At 68.9% G+C, this 16,716-nt stretch carries 13 protein-coding genes; 5 read left to right on the forward strand and 8 right to left on the reverse strand.

Going from position 1 to position 16,716, the window contains the following annotated elements:
* Positions 1 to 79 precede the first annotated feature (79 nt).
* On the reverse strand, positions 80 to 3,616 hold the full coding sequence (locus MNR00_RS15900) for an alpha-L-fucosidase (protein ID WP_241926882.1): 3,537 nt from the start codon (positions 3,614 to 3,616) through the stop codon (positions 80 to 82).
* Between the two features lie 184 nt (positions 3,617 to 3,800).
* Here MNR00_RS15900 and MNR00_RS15905 point away from each other — a divergent pair, with 184 nt between their 5' ends.
* Entirely contained in the window at positions 3,801 to 4,862 is a 1,062-nt protein-coding gene (locus MNR00_RS15905) for an FUSC family protein (protein WP_241926883.1), read from the forward strand.
* A gap of 163 nt (positions 4,863 to 5,025) precedes the next feature.
* On the opposite strand, the gene MNR00_RS15910 is transcribed toward MNR00_RS15905, so the two are convergent.
* On the reverse strand, positions 5,026 to 5,670 hold the full coding sequence (locus MNR00_RS15910) for a TetR/AcrR family transcriptional regulator (RefSeq protein ID WP_241926884.1): 645 nt from the start codon (positions 5,668 to 5,670) through the stop codon (positions 5,026 to 5,028).
* 60 nt (positions 5,671 to 5,730) lie between these two features.
* Between MNR00_RS15910 and MNR00_RS15915 the strand changes: the two genes are divergently transcribed.
* A complete protein-coding gene (locus MNR00_RS15915) occupies positions 5,731 to 6,543 on the forward strand; it encodes an oxidoreductase (protein ID WP_241926885.1) in 813 nt (270 codons plus the stop codon).
* Between the two features lie 48 nt (positions 6,544 to 6,591).
* Here the strand turns inward: MNR00_RS15915 and MNR00_RS15920 are convergent, their stop codons facing one another.
* Positions 6,592 to 8,226 (reverse strand): SulP family inorganic anion transporter, encoded by a 1,635-nt coding sequence (locus MNR00_RS15920; RefSeq protein WP_241926886.1) that lies wholly within the window; start codon positions 8,224 to 8,226, stop codon positions 6,592 to 6,594.
* Complete coding sequence (locus MNR00_RS15925) at positions 8,223 to 8,585, reverse strand: metalloregulator ArsR/SmtB family transcription factor (RefSeq protein ID WP_241926887.1); 363 nt, start codon at positions 8,583 to 8,585, stop codon at positions 8,223 to 8,225. The genes MNR00_RS15920 and MNR00_RS15925 overlap by 4 nt, the downstream gene beginning before the upstream one ends.
* Positions 8,586 to 8,642: 57 nt before the next feature.
* Between MNR00_RS15925 and MNR00_RS15930 the strand changes: the two genes are divergently transcribed.
* Together MNR00_RS15930 and MNR00_RS15935 are read left to right on the forward strand one after the other, a co-directional pair.
* Positions 8,643 to 9,002 carry a zinc ribbon domain-containing protein YjdM gene (locus MNR00_RS15930; RefSeq protein WP_241926888.1) on the forward strand — a complete coding sequence of 120 codons (360 nt, stop codon included), beginning with the start codon at positions 8,643 to 8,645 and terminating at the stop codon, positions 9,000 to 9,002.
* Between the two features lie 75 nt (positions 9,003 to 9,077).
* Positions 9,078 to 11,582 carry a DEAD/DEAH box helicase gene (locus MNR00_RS15935; protein WP_241926889.1) on the forward strand — a complete coding sequence of 835 codons (2,505 nt, stop codon included), beginning with the start codon at positions 9,078 to 9,080 and terminating at the stop codon, positions 11,580 to 11,582.
* 48 nt (positions 11,583 to 11,630) lie between these two features.
* Here the strand turns inward: MNR00_RS15935 and MNR00_RS15940 are convergent, their stop codons facing one another.
* Positions 11,631 to 12,611, reverse strand: a complete 981-nt coding sequence (locus tag MNR00_RS15940) for a YafY family protein (RefSeq protein ID WP_241926890.1) — start codon at positions 12,609 to 12,611, stop codon at positions 11,631 to 11,633.
* A 61-nt stretch (positions 12,612 to 12,672) separates the two neighbouring features.
* Between MNR00_RS15940 and MNR00_RS15945 the strand changes: the two genes are divergently transcribed.
* Positions 12,673 to 13,845 (forward strand): epoxide hydrolase, encoded by a 1,173-nt coding sequence (locus MNR00_RS15945; RefSeq protein WP_241926891.1) that lies wholly within the window; start codon positions 12,673 to 12,675, stop codon positions 13,843 to 13,845.
* 72 nt (positions 13,846 to 13,917) lie between these two features.
* Here MNR00_RS15945 and MNR00_RS15950 read toward each other — a convergent pair whose 3' ends face one another.
* The 3 genes from MNR00_RS15950 to MNR00_RS15960 are packed head-to-tail and all read right to left on the reverse strand — an operon-like array spanning position 13,918 to position 16,630.
* The gene (locus MNR00_RS15950) at positions 13,918 to 14,880 is read right to left on the reverse strand and encodes a D-alanine--D-alanine ligase (protein ID WP_241926892.1); all 963 of its coding nucleotides are present in this window, start codon (positions 14,878 to 14,880) and stop codon (positions 13,918 to 13,920) included.
* Entirely contained in the window at positions 14,877 to 15,968 is a 1,092-nt protein-coding gene (gene alr / locus MNR00_RS15955; protein WP_241926893.1) for an alanine racemase, read from the reverse strand. The genes MNR00_RS15950 and alr overlap by 4 nt, the downstream gene beginning before the upstream one ends.
* An 8-nt stretch (positions 15,969 to 15,976) precedes the next feature.
* Positions 15,977 to 16,630, reverse strand: a complete 654-nt coding sequence (locus MNR00_RS15960; protein ID WP_241926894.1) for a D-alanyl-D-alanine carboxypeptidase family protein — start codon at positions 16,628 to 16,630, stop codon at positions 15,977 to 15,979.
* Between the last annotated feature and the right edge of the window lie 86 nt (positions 16,631 to 16,716).

The raw sequence follows: 16,716 nt of genomic DNA on the forward strand, positions 1-16,716 counted from the left end.
GCGCCGACACCCCCAGGTGCGGGCAGCAGCTGGGGGTGTCTGCGGGCGGATGCCGGGGCCGGAGCGGCGGATGCCGGCGTCAGCCGCCGGCGCGGATCACGACCTCCGACTCGGCGCGCGTGCCGTCCGGGCCTGTGGCGACCAGCGTGTACGTGCCCGGCTTGTTGCCGGCCATGCGCAGGGTGAGCGATCCGGCACCATCGGCGTCGGTCGTGATCTCACCGCCCGGCCGGCTGGTGCCCTCGAAGCCGATGGTCACCGTGGCGTCAGCCGGGAACCCCGCGACCGAGATGGATGCCAGTGCGCCGACCTTCACCGAGCCACCGTCGAGCGTGACACTCGGTGCCACGTCCGAGAACGCGATCTGCCAGCCCTGCGTCTCAAGAGGCGCGAACACGTCACGAGCGGTGCGGTCGCCGAAGGTCGGCGGCTCGTTCCCGTCGTAGAGGTCGACGACGATCGGGGCCTCGGCGGTGCCGTAGCCCCAGAACGGGCTGTCGGAGTCGGCGCACGACGTGCCTGCGCGCAGGTGCACGGCTGCACCGGGGGCGAGCTCGACGTCGCGGAACTGCTCGAGAGAGGCGAACGGGCGCTCCTTCGATCCGCCGCCGGCGACCTCGGCTGTGCAGTCGACCCACACCTCGGTCAGCCGCCCCGGGTCGTCGGCCAGCGTCGGGTGCACGGTCAGCTGCGCCAGGGCGAACGGCGCACGCGCCGAGTCGATGACCACGCGGAACCGCTGCGCGGTCGTCGGGGCATCGAGCGTGACGATCCGGCTGACGCCGATGGTGCCGGCCGCGCCGACGCTCTTCCACGCCCCGTCGACCTCAGCCTCGATGTGGAAGGCGTCCACTGTCTGCCCCGAGACGTCCACGCCCTCGGCGAGCCCAATGCGGGTGACCTTCTGCGCCGCACCGAGGTCGATCGTGAACGTGCCGGTCGTGGACTCGCTCTGCCATGACGTGCGGCGGTTGCCGTCGGTCAGCACCGCGGTGCTGCCGTCAGGCGCTTCGACGGGAGTGCCGAGTGCGAAGTCCGTGGCGAAGGCCTTGCGACGTTCTGCCGCGAACGATTCCAGCGCCTCGGTGGATGCCTGCGCGAACGAGCCGTTCACGGTCGGCGGTGTGTTCAGCAGCATCACCGAGTTGCGTCCCACGGTGTTCAGGTAGTGGTTCAGCAGCGTCGGTCCGCTCTTGGGAACGTCGTTCGGGTGCGCGAACCAGCCCTGGGTGAGCTTCATGTCGGACTCGGTCGGCCACCAGTGCAGCGCGTTCGCGCCGCTCTGGGCACCGGCGAGCAGAGAGGCCGCGGAGCCGACCTGCTCGAATGCACCGCCGGCGACGACGCCGATCTTGCCGCCGTCCTCAGGGACCTTCACCGCCATGGGCGCCCACTCGTTCAGACGCGCAGTGCCGTGCTCGTTGCCGACCCAGCGGACGTCGTTGCCGCCGACGGCGACGACCGCGTTCGGCTGCAGCTCTCCGATCAGGTCGTAGAACGCCGGGTAGTCGAACAGCTCCTGCTTGGCGGTGTTGCCTGCTGCGCCGTCGAACCAGACCTCGTCGATCTCGCCGTACTGGGTGAGGATCTCGTACAGCGAGTTGAGGAAGTACGCGCCGTAGTCGGTGGCGTCGTAGGTGAATGTCGGCAGATCCTTGCCCGCTCGGTCATCGCCTTCCACCAGGGTCGGGATCGTGCGCGCAGACTTCACGCTGCCGTTGCCGAAGCGCCCGTCGATCTCCTCGTGCGAGTCGGCCGGCGACATGTACAGGCCGACCTTCATGCCGTACTTGTTCGCAGCATCCGTGAATTCCTGCACGATGTCGCCCTTGCCGTCCTTCCACGGCGTCGAGGCGACGTCGTAGTCGGTGTACCGCGAGGGGTACAGCACGAACCCGTCGTGGTGTTTCAGCGTCAGGATCGCCATGCGGTGTCCTGAATCGCGCAGCGTCTTCATCCAGCCATCGACGTCGACGTCGCCGGTCGGGTCGAACCGCGCCGGGTCCTCGGTGCCGTGGCCCCACTCCTGGTTGTAGAAGGTGTTGATGCCGAAGTGCACGAATCCGGTCAGGGCGAGCTCCTGCCACCGCAGCTGCTGGTCGGTCGGGCGCACCATGGCCGACTTGGCGGTGAGGTTCTCGGCGCAGTCGTCGGCCGAGATGCTGACGTAGTTCGCCGGCTCGATCTCGCCGAGGTCGGCGCAGGGGATGACGGGCTTCAGCTGCTGGAACGTGAACGACTTGGCGCTGAACTGCTCGGTGAGCAGCGCAAATCGCGCGCGGTCGATGGAGCCGATGAAGCCTCGTCCGCCGATGGAGGGGATCTCGTTGCCGAGCGTCACGGTTCCAGCGTTGGCGGTGTTGCGCACCGAGCGATCGGCGGCGCTCACCTTGGGCAGCTCCACCCCGTCGAGCCAGGCGATCACCTCGGCGCCGCCGCCTTCGATCGGCTGGTAGGCCAGCGACAGGGTGTGCGTCTTGCCGGTCGCGGGCACCGCGGCGGAGCCCATGTGGTCGACCCACGCGCCGGACTGGTTCGAGCTGAACCCGTATTGCAGGCCGTCGTTGCGGTAGCGGGCGGAGAAGTTGCCGCCGACGGCGACCAGCGTCGCCAGATCCTTCTGCGCAGCATCCGCCTCGAATTCGATCTCGGTCACGAAGCCGGTGTCGAGAGTGGCGCCGGCGAAGGGCGATTCGGATGCTGTGAAGTCGGCCGCCTGCGCGGCGGAGGCGAGCACGAGCTTGCCCGACGCGACGGTGGCGCCGCCGCGCATCGAGAGCGAGCCGTCGAGGGTCTCGGTCGCGCCCGCTGCGTAGGCGGTGCCGTCGAGCGTGCCGTCGAAGCCGGCGCGCAACAGGTTCTTGGTGACGGGAGCGCTCTGGAACGTGTTCTGCTCCGGCGCGTACGCGGTCAGCCCCGAGGCCACGCGTACGCGACTCAGGGTGCCCTTGTACCCGCGATCGCCGCCGGCCGGATGCACGTCGTTGCCGAAGCCGAACGACGAGCCGGCCGCGGCGTTGATCGCCGCCGGCGCGTTCGCATTGATCGGCGCGAGTTCGACGCCGTCGAGCGACACGTGCATCTGTGCGCCTGCGCCGACGCGGATGTACTGCACCGAGAGATCGTGGCTGAGCCCTGCGGCCGGGGCGGGAGCAGAGAGTCGGTGCTTGCTCCAGGTGCCGGCGGTGACCGAGTCGAACCCGTAGGTGAGGGCGCCTGCCTCGAGCCGCACGAACATGTTGCCGCCGGCGCCGAACAGGGTCGCCATGTCGGCCTGCGCGGTCTGCGGGTCGATCGAGAGCTCTGCCACGAAGCCGGTGGTCGCGTCGGCGCCGGTGAGGCTGAATTCGGATGCGTCGAAGCGGATGCCCGCGGTGCCTCCGCCGAGCGTGACGCCGCCGCCGGGCAGCTGCTCTTCGGCGCCGTTCATGCGGTGCACGACACCGCGCATGGTCTCGCCTTCGACCGTGGTGTAGGCGGTGGTGCCGACGAGTGACCCACCGAACGCGATGTTGAGGTCGTCGGTCTCGGCAGCGGATGCTGCTGGTGTCACGGCTGCTCCGATCACGAGTGCTGCGGTGAACGCCGCGACAATGCGGAGGGTTCTATGAGACATTCTCTCTGCTCCATTGCGTCAAGAGTGGGGACCCGGCCGACGCTATCAAAGACCCGATGTATGAACAAGGGATCCCCGCAAAGTGCGCCCGGAACTCTGTTGTGTTCAGTCATTCATCGGGTGTCTCAGCGATATATCGGTATACCCGGCAGGAATGGTTCCCGGTCGGACTAGCGTGGTGGCCATGCGCTTCCCCTCTGCGATCAGAGCCGCACAGCGGGCCCCGCTGCTGCAGGTGCTGAAGTCGGCCGCAGCGACCATCGCGGCCTGGCTGATCGCCGGATGGCTGCTGCCGGGGCCGCTGCCGGTGTTCGCGGCGATCGCCGCGCTGCTGGTCGTGCAGCCGAGCGTGAATCAGTCGCTGTCGAAGGCGATCGAGCGCAGCGCCGGGGTGATCATCGGCGTCGTGATCGCGGTGCTGCTGACGCTGCTGCTCGGTTCGCAGAGCTGGGTCGTGCTGGCCGCCGTTCTCGTCGCCATGCTGGTCGCGTGGGCGCTTCGGGCCTCGACCGGCACGGGAAATCAGGTCGCGATCTCGGCCCTGCTGGTGCTCGCCCTCGGCGCCTCGAACCCCGCGTACGCGGCCGAGCGCATCATCGAGACCCTGATCGGAGCCGCGATCGGCCTGATCGTGAACTTCGCGATCGTGCCGCCGGTGCTCTCGGGCCCTGCGCGTCGGGATGTCACTCTGCTGGGGCGCGAAGTGGCAGCATCCCTCGACCGTCTCGGCGAGGCGCTGCCCTCGGTCCACACCAGCGCGCAGCTGCACGAGCTGATGCTGCAGGTGCGGCTGCTGCGTCCGATGAAGGACGCCGCCGAAGCGTCGCTCAAGGCCGCCAAGGAGTCACTGTCATTGAACCCGCGTCGCTCGCGGCACGGCGACGAACTGACCGATATCCAGGCGCTTTACGAGCGACTCTCCCCTGTCGTCACGCAGGTGATCGGCATGACTCGCGCGTACTTCGACCACTACGACGACACCCTCGCCGATGACGCTGCCGTGCGGGCGATCGCCGAGCAGCTGCACCGCGCGGGGCACGATGTGCGGCTCGCGGTGCAGACGCTGGCGCAGTCGTCGGATGCCCCGAATGCAACGGATGCGGGCGAGCCCGCCCCGATGACCTCGGCCATGCCGGCGTTGACGGCTCCCCTGGTGGTGCGGCCACCGGCATCCGATCATTGGATTCTCGTCGGCTCGCTCATGGAGGACCTCCGTCGCATCCACGGCGAGCTCGCCGGCGACTGACTCCGCTCCGGCCTCGCGGCCCACTCCTCGCGGCTCACTCCTCGCGGCCGGGTACGGATGGCGGTCGATTTCGCGGCGTGTCGGCCGCCATCCGTTCAGGCTCCCGCCATCCGTTCGGGGATTCGGGCGGGGACCACAGGCTGCGGAGGCCGCGGACTCGTGCTCAGTCGAGGCCCCGAAGGACGGTGTCGACGGCGAAGGTGAGTTCGGTGCGGGCATCGGGCGCCTCGCGCTGAACGCTCAGTCGAGGGAAGGACTTGGCGACAGCATCCGACAGCCAGGGAGCGGGTGCAGCCGCCGTCAGGCTCCGCTCCATGGCCGCGTACGTGCGCGTCAGGCTGTCGAGCAGCAGGGCGATCCGCAGCGGGTCGGCCTGCACGTCGTCGGTGATCGCGGTGACCAGGGCATCGATCCACGCGTAGGCACGCGGCTGCACTGGCAGCCGCGTGGGCGCGACATCCGAGAGCCAGGGGTGCGCGGCATAGACGCCCGCGAGGTGCCGGACCCAGACGCGGCAGCGCTCCCGCCAGTCGGATGCTGTGATCTCGGGCGGATCGCCGATGGCAGCATCCACCATCAATTCCACCAGCTCGGCCTTCGAGCCGACGTATCGATACAGCGCCGTCGTGGTCATCTCGAGGCGTGCAGCGACGCGGGCGAGCGAGAGGGACTCCAGGCCGATCTCGTCGGCGAGGTCGACCGCGACCGAGGACACCTCTGCAGTCGTCCACCGCGCTTTCGGTCCGCGGACGGTCGGCGCCTCGAGACCCCAGAGCTGCCGAATCGCGCGATCGTCTTGACTGTGCATGACGTTCACTGTAACGTACCCGGTAATCAGTGAACAGCATTCACAGTAAGGGAATCTCGCATGACGAACATCCTCATCACCGGCGCCTCCTCCGGAATCGGCGCCCGCGTCGCGGCCCTGCTCGCAGCCCAGGGCCTCACGGTCTACGGCGCAGCGCGCAACACCACGGCGATCGCCGCGATCGACGGTGTGGCCCCAGTCGCACTCGACCTCACCGACGAGCAGTCGATCCAGCACGCCGTCGCCACCGCGACCGAGAACGGCCCCATCGACGTGCTCATCAACTGCGCCGGCTACGGCGAGTTCGGCAGCGTCGAGGAGACCTCGCTGGCAGACGCCCGCGCCCAGCTCGAGGTGAATGTGCTCGGCGCCGTCGGCCTGATCCAGGCCGCGCTGCCAGGCATGCGCGCTGCAGGCCGCGGCCGCATCGTCAACGTCTCATCGCTCGCCGGCGAGTTCGCAGCGCCCCTTGGTGGCTGGTACCACGCGTCGAAGTTCGCGCTCGAGGCCCTGTCGGACTCGCTGCGCGGAGAGGTGGCCCAGTTCGGCATCGACGTCACGCTGGTGCAGCCGAGCTATGTCGCCACGGACTGGCACAACACTGCGATGGATCGCCTCGAGCAGACGTCGGCGCGCGGTCCGTACGCGAAAATGGCGGCCGCGATGCGCGCGTACTTCGCCAGCCCCGGCATGGCGAAGCAGATGTCGAGTGCGGATGCTGTCGCCGAGCTCATCGTCAAGGCCGCACTCACCGCGCGCCCGAAGACCCGCTACCGGATCGGCCCAGGCGCGAACATCGCCGTCGCGCTCGCGACCTTCCTGCCCGATCGCACCTTCGATGCCATGACGCGCAAGCAGTTCGGGTACGCCTGAGTCCGGGCATCCACCCTTCCGAGAGACCTGTCCTGAACCGGAGGCGCGTCAGGGAGCCGCGGCCCGCGCGACATGGCTGCGCGCGTGCGCGACGGCGGCGCCGAGCTCATCGAAGAGGTGATTCTGGTGGCGCAGGGATGCCAGCACGCCGACCCGCTCGGCGAGTGGACGGTGCTGCGGTGGGATCCCCTTGACCAGCACGGTGATGCCGCGACGCTCCAGCGAGGTGATCAGCTCGGTGATCACCTGCGCGCCGGTGGCATCGAGGATCTGCAGCTGCGACATGCGGATCACGATGACCTCGATGTCGCGCAGCTCGGCGACGCGCTCCAGCATCCGCTCCGCCGCTCCGAAGAACAGGGCGCCCTCGAGTCGGAACACCGCGATGCGCTCGTCGCCGGGCTGCGCGAGCCCCGGCAGCTCCTCCCGATGCACGCCGCTCGTGCCCGCCAGCTGACGGAGCGCGAAGAAGCCCGCGACGAGCAGGCCGATCAGCACCGCGTAGATCAGGTCGACGCTGATCGTGATCACGGCCGTGACGATGAAGACCGCGGCGTCGGCGCGGGTCGAGCGCAGCACGGTGCGCACCGTGGACGGTGTGATCATCCGCACGGCGGTCACCATCAGCACACCGGCCAGCGCCGCCAACGGGATGTGCGCGACCACCGAGGCGCCGACGAGCGCGATGGCGAGCAGCAGCAGCGCATGCACGGTGGATGCCGCGCGCGTGCGGGCTCCCGCGCGCACGTTCACGGCTGTGCGCGCGATCGCACCGGTGGCCGGCATGCCGCCGAACAGTCCAGAGGCGATCGAGGCGAGGCCTTGACCGACGAGCTCACGATCGGCGTCATACTGGCCGGTGTCGGCAAGGGTCGCAGCCACTCGGATCGACAGCAGGGATTCGATGGCGGCCAGCGCGGCGACCGCCACGGCAGGACCGACCAGAGAGAGCAGCGTCGTCAGGTCGACGGCGGGCAGCATCGGGGCCGGCAGCCCGGTGGGCAGCTCGCCGATGGTGTCGACCGGAAGTCCGACCAGTGCAGCGATCAGCGAGGCGACGACGATCGCCAGCAGTGACCCGGGAAAGCGCGGATGCAGACGGGTCGAAAGGAGCATGATGACCACGACGATGCCGACCAGCAGCAGCGACCAGCCGAGCTTCGGCCACGCCACGGCGGCCAGTGATTGTGCGGCCGCGATCACGGCGTTGGTGCTCTCGCCCACCGGGGTGCCGGTCGCCGTCGGCACCTGCTGAAGGAAGATGATCACGGCGATCCCGAGGGTGAACCCCTCGATCACCGGCCACGGGATGTAGCCCACCGTGCGGCCGAGCCGCAGCACGCCGGCGATCAGCACGATGAGCCCTGCCATCAGGCAGATCGCTGCCAGCGCGCCGGCGCCGTGCACGGCGAGGATCGGCGCGAGCACGACGACCATCGCCCCGGTGGGGCCGGAAACCTGCACGTTCGATCCGCCGAAGATCGCCGCGACCGCCCCGGCGACGATGGCAGTGACCAGCCCGCTCTCGGCGCCGGCACCAGAGCTGACGCCGAAGGCGAGCGCGAGCGGCAGGGCGACGATGCCGACAGTGACGCCCGCAAGCAGGTCACCCCGCCAGGTGCGCGGCAGTGCGCGGTAGTCGGATGCTGACGGCAGCAGCATCCGGGCGGAGCGGAGGTTCATGCGCGTGCGGGGATGGCCGGCAGGTGATCGCGCTCGACGAGCTGCTGCTGGGTCGTCTCGAGGATCTCACCCAGCAGCGCGCGGGCGACGCGCAGCAGGCCGGCGACCTGGGGGTACGCGAGACGGTAGAACACCAGACTGCCGCGACGCTCGGAGACCACGAGGCGGTTGCGGCGCAGCACGGCGAGATGCTGAGAGACGTGCGAGGGCTCGAGCTCGACGACGCGCAGCAGGTCGGTGACCGTGGCCTCGGGAGTACTCGAGAGCACTTCAAGGATGCGGATGCGGATCGGGTGCGCGAGCCCCTTGAAGAGTCCGGCCTTCACCTCGTACAGCGGGCGGTTCGGATCACTCAGCATCTCTCCCCTTCGCATCGCTGATCTGATGAATTCATCATATCGAGATATGCTCGAGGCATGACCGACACGCTTCCCCTGTGCCCGGAATGCTCCAGCGAGCACGCCTACGAGATGGGCGCGCTGCTGGTGTGCCCGATGTGCGGACACGAGTGGTCGCCGGCCGAATCCGCCTCAGCATCCACCGAGGAGTCCGCCGAACGCGTCGTGAAGGACGCCGTCGGCAACGTCCTCGCCGACGGCGACACGGTCGTGGTGACCACCTCGATCAAGGTGAAGGGATCACCGCAGGGCATCAAGGCCGGCACCAAGGTGCGCGGCATCCGCCTCATCGACCCGGTCAACGGCCACGACATCGACTGCAAGGTCGACGGCTTCGGCGCCATGCTGCTCAAGTCGAGCCTCGTGAAGAAGGCCTGAGCGCGGCACGCCGCGCGCAGCGAGCTCGCAGAGCGCAGGAGATGTGGCCTGCGACCGTGAAAGGATCGAGACACCATGCTTCTCGATCCCACTCCCCTCCGCGACGCCGATCCGGATGCCGTGTACATGGCATTCGTCGAATGGGCGGAGTCGACCGGCATCAGCCTGTACCCCGCGCAGGACGAAGCTGTCATCGAGATCGTCTCGGGACAGAACCTGATTCTGAGCACCCCGACCGGCACTGGCAAGTCGCTCGTCGCCGTCGGCGCCCACTTCGCCGCCCTCGCCGACGGCCGCCGCACGTACTACACCGCGCCCATCAAAGCACTGGTGAGCGAGAAGTTCTTCGCGCTGGTCGACACGTTCGGCCCCGAGAACGTGGGCATGATCACCGGCGACTCGTCGGTGAACTCCGATGCCCCGATCATCTGCTGCACGGCTGAGATCCTGGCGAACCTCGCGCTGCGCGAGGGGTCGGATGCTGATGTCGGCCAGGTCGTGATGGACGAGTTCCACTTCTACGCCGACCCCGATCGAGGTTGGGCGTGGCAGGTGCCGCTGCTCACGCTGCCGCAGGCGCAGTTCATCCTGATGTCGGCGACCCTCGGGGATGTGACGGAGCTGGCATCCGATCTCACCCGGCGCACCGGGCGCGAGACGGCCGTCGTGACCGGCGTCGAGCGGCCGGTGCCGCTGCACTTCTACTACGAGCTCACGCCGATCCACGAGACCGTCGAAGAACTGCTGACCACCGGGCAGGCTCCGATCTACGTCGTGCACTTCTCGCAGGCGGCCGCGATGGAGCGCGCGCAGGCGCTGTCGAGCACCAAGATCGCCACCCGAGAGCAGCGGGATGCCATCGCCGAGCTGATCGGCGAGTTCCGCTTCACGACCGCGTTCGGCAGGACTCTGTCGAAGTTCCTGCGGGCCGGTATCGGCGTGCACCACGCGGGCATGCTTCCGAAGTACCGGCGCCTCGTCGAGCAGCTCGCCCAGCGCGGCATGCTGCGGGTGATCTGCGGCACCGACACCCTCGGCGTCGGCATCAACGTGCCGATCCGCACGGTGCTGCTGACCGCGCTGACGAAGTTCGACGGACAGCGGATGCGACAGCTGAACGCCCGCGAGTTCCACCAGATCGCCGGCCGCGCCGGCCGCGCCGGATTCGACACGGCCGGAACCGTCGTCGCCCAGGCACCGGAGCACGAGACCGAGAACGCCGCGGCGATCAAGAAGGCCGGCGACGATCCGAAGAAGAAGCGCAAGCTGATCCGCAAGAAGGCACCGGACGGCTTCGTGTCGTGGGGCGAGCCGTCGTTCCGCAAGCTGATCGACGCCGAGCCCGAGACGCTCACCTCGCACATGCAGATCACCAGCGCCATGATGCTCAACGTGATCGCCCGCGGCGGCGACGTGTTCGGCAATATGCGCGCGCTGGTATACGACAATCACGAACCGCGTGCGAAGCAGCGTCTGCTCGCCCTTCGCGCGTTGGGGATCTACCGCACGCTGCGGGAATCGGGCATCGTCGAGCAGACGGCTGACGGCGAGGTGCGTCTCACGGTCGACCTGCAGCCGAACTTCGCGTTGAACCAGCCGCTGTCGCCGTTCGCGCTGGCGGCGTTCGAGCTGCTGGATCCGGATGCTGCGACGTTCGCGCTCGACATGATCTCGATCGTCGAGTCGACGCTCGACGACCCGCGCGCCGTGCTCGGACAGCAGGAGTTCCTCGCGCGGGGCGAAGCCGTGGCCGAGATGAAGCGCGAGGGCATCGAATACGACGAGCGCATGGAGCTGCTCGAGCAGATCACCTATCCGAAGCCGCTGGAAGAGCTGCTCGGTGCGGCCTTCGAGACCTACAGCTCTGCGCAGCCGTGGATCCGCGACTTCGAACTGCACCCGAAGTCGGTCGTGCGCGACATGTACGAGCGAGCCATGTCGTTCGGGGAATATGTCGCGTACTACAAGATCGCCCGCTCAGAGGGGGTCGTGCTGCGATACCTGTCCGACGCGTACCGCGCGGCATCGCAGACGATCCCGGAGCACCTGAAGAACGAAGACCTGCGCGACCTCATCGAGTGGCTCGGCGAGCTGGTGCGCCAGGTCGACTCGTCACTGCTCGACGAGTGGGAAGAGCTGCGCGCTGGCATCGACAACGGGGTGTTCGACGTGCCGCGTCACGATGACGAGCCGGTCGTGCCGCCGGCACCCAAGCGCCTCACCTCGAACGTGCGCGCCTTCCGCACCCTGGTGCGCAACGAGCTGTTCCGTCGCGTGCAGCTCGCCGCCCGCGAGGACGTCGATGCACTGGCATCCCTCGACGCCGACTTCGGCGCCGACGCCTGGGACGCGTCGCTCGACGCGTACTTCGCCGAGCACGATGAGATCCTCACAGGGCCAGATGCCCGCAGCGCGAAGCTGCTGATACTCACCGAAGGCCAGACGATGTGGACCGCACGCCAGATCCTCGACGATCCCGCCGGCGACCACGACTGGGGCATCTCGGCGACGATCGATCTGGCGGCATCCGATGAAGCCGGCGAAGCCGTCGTCACGGTGACCGGCGTCGACCGGCTGTAGACCGACCCGCCGTTCGGCAGTCGCCGGCCGAGAAAGCCGGCCGGTGGATCATGAATGTCGAGGGTCAGCCTCCCCCGGCCCTCGTCCGCGCAGCATCCGCTCCCCCATCTCACAGAGCGCGCGTCGCACCTCCTCGCCCTCGAGCACCTCGAACTCGATGCCGCTCATGCCGATGTACAGCGCGAACTCCTCCGGTGTGCGGGCGCCGGCGGTGAGGATGCTGGTGCCGTCGACGTCGTCGACGACCTGGGCGATCGACGCGTCGAAGTGCTGAGATACCTGTGCCGCGGGCGCATGCATGCGCAGCCGCGCCCGGATCGGATAGGGCGCCGTCGTGATGCTGTGCGCTGTGAACTGCCGCAGCGCATCGTCGGGGATGTCGCGCTGGGGAAAGTCCTCACGAAGTTCGACCGGGCGTCGCAGCCGGTCCACGCGCAGCGTGCGCCAGGCTTCGCGTGTGGGGTCCCAGGCGACCAGATACCAGCGCTCTGCGGTGTGCACGATGCGGTGCGCCTCGATGACCCGCTGAATCTCGACACCGTCATGGCGGGTGTAGTCGACACGCAGTCTCCGATGGGCGGCGATGGCAGCGGCGAGCGCGGTGACGACCTCGAAGTCGATGTCCTGCCTGCCCTCTGCGAGCGGCACCATCGCCTGCTCGACCTCGACGATCTGCCGGCGGGTCGCCGGTGACAGAGACTGCTCCAGCTTCGCGAGTGCGCGGGCCGCGGCATCCTCCATCCCCGTCACCACGGTCGTCGCGGCGGCCCGCAACCCCACGGCGATCGCGACGGATTCGTCCGGGGCGAGCGTGAGCGGCGGCACCTCGGCGCCGGCGCCGAGCCGGTATCCACCGTGTCTCCCGCGGGTCGCTTCGACGCCGTACCCGAGTTCACGAAGGTCGTCGATGTCGCGCCGCAGCGTGCGACCGCTCACTTCGAGGCGCTCGCGCAGTTCGGCGCTGCTCCATGCCCTGCGCACCTGCAGCAGTGCGAGCAGGGCAAGTGTCCGTCCCGTGGTTCGAGTCATGCATCCAGCCTGTTTGCGTATCAGGACATATTGTGACCTATTAGGGCGAGAAGCTGAAGTCATGAACACGAACCGGGTCCAGCCCTTCCGCATCGAGATCGCCGACTCCGCCGTTGCAGATCTGCAGCATCGGCTCGAGAACGCGCGGTTCCCGCAGCCCCTTCCAGTCGACGACAGCAGCACCGGCATCCCGTCGGCGGAACTGCAGCGTCTGATGGCCCGGTGGGCTCAGCACGACTGGCGCGCGACAGAGGCACGACTCAACGCCCTGCCGCAGATCATCACGAACATCGACGGCCAGAACATCCATGCCGTGCACGTGCGGTCGCCGCATCCCGATGCGACGCCTCTGCTGCTCATGCACGGTTGGCCAGGGTCGTTCCTCGAGTTCGAAGCGCTGATCGGGCCGCTCACCGATCCACTCGCCCACGGCGGCGCGGCATCCGACGCCTTCGATGTCGTGATTCCGTCGCATCCCGGCTTCGGCTTCTCGACGCCGCTGGTCGGCGCGGACTGGAAGCGCAGCGATATCGCGGTCGTGATGCTCGAGCTGATGACGCGGCTAGGCTACGAGCGCTTCGCGATCCAGGGCGGCGACATGGGGGCGGGCGTCGCGCCCGAGATGGGGCGCATCGCACCGGACCGTGTGATCGGCATCCACGCGAACGGTTCGCTCGGATCATTCGTCGGACAGGTCGACGACGAGACAGCCGCGGCGCTCACGCCCCTGGAGCGCGATCGGCTGCGGCGGGTCAGCGAGTTCATGCAGCGGGAGTTCGGCTACATCTCGATCCAGTCGACACGACCCGCCCTGATCGGTGCGATGCTCGCCGACAGCCCGGTGGCGCAGTTCGCGTGGATCCACGACAAGATCCAGGCGTGGACGCATCCGGCGGAGACCTCCGCCGCCGACCTCATCGGAGAGCGATTCCTGTTCGAGAACGCGGCGCTCTACTGGTTCACGGCCACAGGTGGGACGGCCGCGTACGTCGGATACGCGCAGGATGCCGGATGGGGAGCCGTGCCCGAGAACTCGGGTGTTCCCACCGCGGTGATGGTGTTCGCGCACGACGTCGGACTGCGATTCGCGGAGGAGAAGTCGAACACGATCGTGCGCTGGACCGACGTCGAAGGTCGCGGCGGACACTTCGCCGCATTGGAGGAGCCGCACCTGCTGCTGGCGGACGTGCGGGAGTTCTTCGCGGGACTGCGGTCTGATCGCTTGCCGCGGTGAGGCGGCGTGAACAGCCCGGAGTCGCGGCCGAGCGCACCCCCTTGACGACGTCGGGTGAGCCCACCCTCCCACTCACCGCGGCACCCCCTCGAGTGCACTGGCCACCATCCGCCGCACCAGCTCCGGGTATGACACCCCGGCGGCCGCGAACATCAGCGGCACCTGTGACTGCGCGGTCATTCCAGGTGTCGTGTTCACCTCGTTCAGCACCGGCCCTTCTGCAGTGAGGAAGAAGTCGATGCGTGCGACGCCCGCGCAGCCGAGGGCATCGAACATCCGCAGTGCGGCACCGGTCAACGCGGTCCGGTCGCGGCGCGACAGCTCGGCGGGCACCTCGAAGCGCGCCGTGCCGTCGTACTTGCTCGCCGTGTCGAACAGTCCGTTCGCGTGGATCTCCAACGGCGGCGTCGCCCAGCGCACGCCGCCCGAATCACGCAGCACCGCGACGTCGATCTCTCGACCGCGCACGACCTGCTCGATGAGGATGCGGCGGTCATGGTGCGCCGCCTCGTGCAGCGCCGCCTGCAGCTGATCGGCCTGACGCACCAGCGTCACGCCGTGACTCGACCCGGCGCTGACGGGTTTGACGACCACTTCCTGCTCGAACTCGATGTCGCCGATGTCGGAGGCGTCGACGAGCTGCGCCGGGGCTGTGCGGATGCCGATGGCCTCGGCCACGAGCTTGGTCGCCCATTTGTCCATGCCGATCGCGCCGGCGGCAACACCGGATCCCACAACGGGCACGTGTGCGAGGGCGCACAGCGCGGCGAGCGCGCCGTCCTCCCCGCCGCGGCCGTGCACGACAGGGAGCACTGCGTCGGCCCCCGCGAGAACTCCGACGGCGAGCTGCAGCGACAGCGCCGGTGTCGGCGCCAGCGGCACGCCGTCGTGCATCCAGCATCCATCTGCGCTGATGGTCAGCCGCTCGACAGCGAAGCCGGCCTGTTCCAGCGCGGCGGCGAGGCCGTCCGCGCCGGCCAGCGAGACCGCGTGCTCTGCGCTCTCGCCCCCTCCTATGACGACGATCCGCTTCATGCAGCGCTCCTTCTCACTCGTGGTCCGATGCCTGTGACGATCGTGTGCGGGATCGTGCCCGCCCAGGCGGCCCACTCCTGCACGCTCGGCGCCCCCGCGTCGGGCCCGAAGATCGTCACCGTGGTGCCGCGCGGGTAGTCGAAGACGCCGGTGTCGACGACGATCTGATCCATCGACACCCGACCGACGATGGGATGCCGCCGGCCATCGATCGACACGCAGGCGTCGGCGGACAGCTCCCTCGGGATGCCGTCGGCATAGCCGACCCCGACGACCGCAAGCCGTGTGGGGGAGCTCGTGATGTGCGTACCGCCGTAGCCGACCGGCGTGCCCGCTGATGCGCTGATGCTGTGCACCACCGGGGCGGTGAATCGTCCCGCTGCCGCGAGCGTCGTGGTGGCAGACGGATCGATGCCGACCAGCCCGGCGCCGATCCGCACCAGATCGAAATGGGTGCCGGTGTCGGTCAGAGCTCCTGACGTGGCAGACAGGTGGGTGATGACGGGGGCGAAGCCCGCGCGCAGCGCGGTGTCACGGGCCGCGCGCATGAACAGCACGGCGGGCACGTTGGCGCGCGGATCAGCGCGGTCGGCGTTCGGCAGGTGCCCCATCAGACCGGTCACAGTGATGTGTCCGGCATCGCGACCCCGGCGGGCCAGCTGCAGCAGGGCGTTCCAGTCCTCGATGGGGCATCCGCCCCTGGTCATGCCGGTGTCCACACTGAGGTGCACGCGCTGCGCCGTGGGGCGCTGGTCGAGCAGCGCTCGCAGTTCGTCGACCGAGCCGATCGCGACGTCGACGCGCAGCAGGTTCGCCTGCTCGGCGTCGATCCCCGCCGGGTTCAACCACGCCAGGATCGGCGCGCGCAGCCCGGCCTCACGCAGCGGTGCCGCATGAGCGACGTCGGTGATGCCGAGCCATTCGGCTCCGGCATCGAGGGCGGCGGATGCCACGGGCACGGCCCCGTGGCCGTATCCGTCGGCCTTCACGACGGCCATGATCGGCGGGCGGACCTGCGCCTGCACCCTGGCGATGTTCTCGGCGACCGAGGATCGAATCAGCTGCAGAGTGGGTGGGGGGAAGCTCATGTCGATCCTCACCGCCGCTCGGAGGCGTCGGCGTACATGCGCGGGCATCCGACGTCGACGGCGTCCGGACGCAGCTCGAAGTGCCACGCCTCGTTGGCGTACACCTGGCAGAGTCCGTGCGCGGCGCCGTGGTCGGCGAGCCACTCCGCGGCCCGCCACGGGCCGATGTCGACCGCCTCGCCGGACACGTGCTCCGACTCCTCGGGTGTGGCCACCCAGCGGGCGGCCTCTTCTGCCGTGCCGTGCTCTGCGGTGGCATCCTGCAGCAGGAGGTTCTGATAGGCGGGCGTGCGCCAGCCGCTGTTCAGACGGATCTCCACCCCGTCCGCCGCCGCGTCGTCGGCTGCGCGGCGGAGCGCGTCGAGCAGTGCGGGCTCGAGATTCGTCACCGCCGGAACGTCGCTCCAGGCATTCACCTGCTCGCCATCGCGGATCACGCCGTCCGCACCCGTGACCTCTCGGTCGGCGGTCGTGCCGGCAGGCTGCCCGACCACCGGCTGCCCGTCCGCCGCTGCGCGTGGTGCGTGCTGCAGTTGGAGTGCCGCCTGGGTGACGGCGAAGGCCGCGAGCACGACGATGAGCACCGTGATGCCCGTGAGGGTCCGACGCCGACGCCGACGCCTGCGCTCGGTGGCCGCGGTCATCGTTCTGACGCTGTTCATGCTCCCAGTCAACGAAGCCGGATGTTGCAGGGCCGTATGCGGTTTTCGATACGCGGGCGATATGCGCCCGCACGTAGGCTTCAGGC

Origin of the sequence: Microbacterium sp. H1-D42 (assembly GCF_022637555.1) — a bacterium.
Taxonomy (GTDB): Bacteria; Actinomycetota; Actinomycetes; order Actinomycetales; family Microbacteriaceae; genus Microbacterium.

What these genes read in the sequence shown, in the direction of transcription:
- MNR00_RS15960 (WP_241926894.1), bottom strand. Translation starts at nt 16,630, where the DNA reads ATGAACAGCGTCAGAACGATGACCGCGGCCACCGAGCGCAGGCGTCGG.
- alr (WP_241926893.1), bottom strand. Translation starts at nt 15,968, where the DNA reads ATGAGCTTCCCCCCACCCACTCTGCAGCTGATTCGATCCTCGGTCGCC.
- MNR00_RS15900 (WP_241926882.1), bottom strand. Translation starts at nt 3,616, where the DNA reads ATGTCTCATAGAACCCTCCGCATTGTCGCGGCGTTCACCGCAGCACTC.
- MNR00_RS15945 (WP_241926891.1), top strand. Translation starts at nt 12,673, where the DNA reads ATGAACACGAACCGGGTCCAGCCCTTCCGCATCGAGATCGCCGACTCC.
- MNR00_RS15915 (WP_241926885.1), top strand. Translation starts at nt 5,731, where the DNA reads ATGACGAACATCCTCATCACCGGCGCCTCCTCCGGAATCGGCGCCCGC.
- MNR00_RS15905 (WP_241926883.1), top strand. Translation starts at nt 3,801, where the DNA reads ATGCGCTTCCCCTCTGCGATCAGAGCCGCACAGCGGGCCCCGCTGCTG.
- MNR00_RS15925 (WP_241926887.1), bottom strand. Translation starts at nt 8,585, where the DNA reads ATGCTGAGTGATCCGAACCGCCCGCTGTACGAGGTGAAGGCCGGACTC.
- MNR00_RS15940 (WP_241926890.1), bottom strand. Translation starts at nt 12,611, where the DNA reads ATGACTCGAACCACGGGACGGACACTTGCCCTGCTCGCACTGCTGCAG.
- MNR00_RS15935 (WP_241926889.1), top strand. Translation starts at nt 9,078, where the DNA reads ATGCTTCTCGATCCCACTCCCCTCCGCGACGCCGATCCGGATGCCGTG.
- MNR00_RS15930 (WP_241926888.1), top strand. Translation starts at nt 8,643, where the DNA reads ATGACCGACACGCTTCCCCTGTGCCCGGAATGCTCCAGCGAGCACGCC.
- MNR00_RS15910 (WP_241926884.1), bottom strand. Translation starts at nt 5,670, where the DNA reads ATGCACAGTCAAGACGATCGCGCGATTCGGCAGCTCTGGGGTCTCGAG.
- MNR00_RS15920 (WP_241926886.1), bottom strand. Translation starts at nt 8,226, where the DNA reads ATGAACCTCCGCTCCGCCCGGATGCTGCTGCCGTCAGCATCCGACTAC.
- MNR00_RS15950 (WP_241926892.1), bottom strand. Translation starts at nt 14,880, where the DNA reads ATGAAGCGGATCGTCGTCATAGGAGGGGGCGAGAGCGCAGAGCACGCG.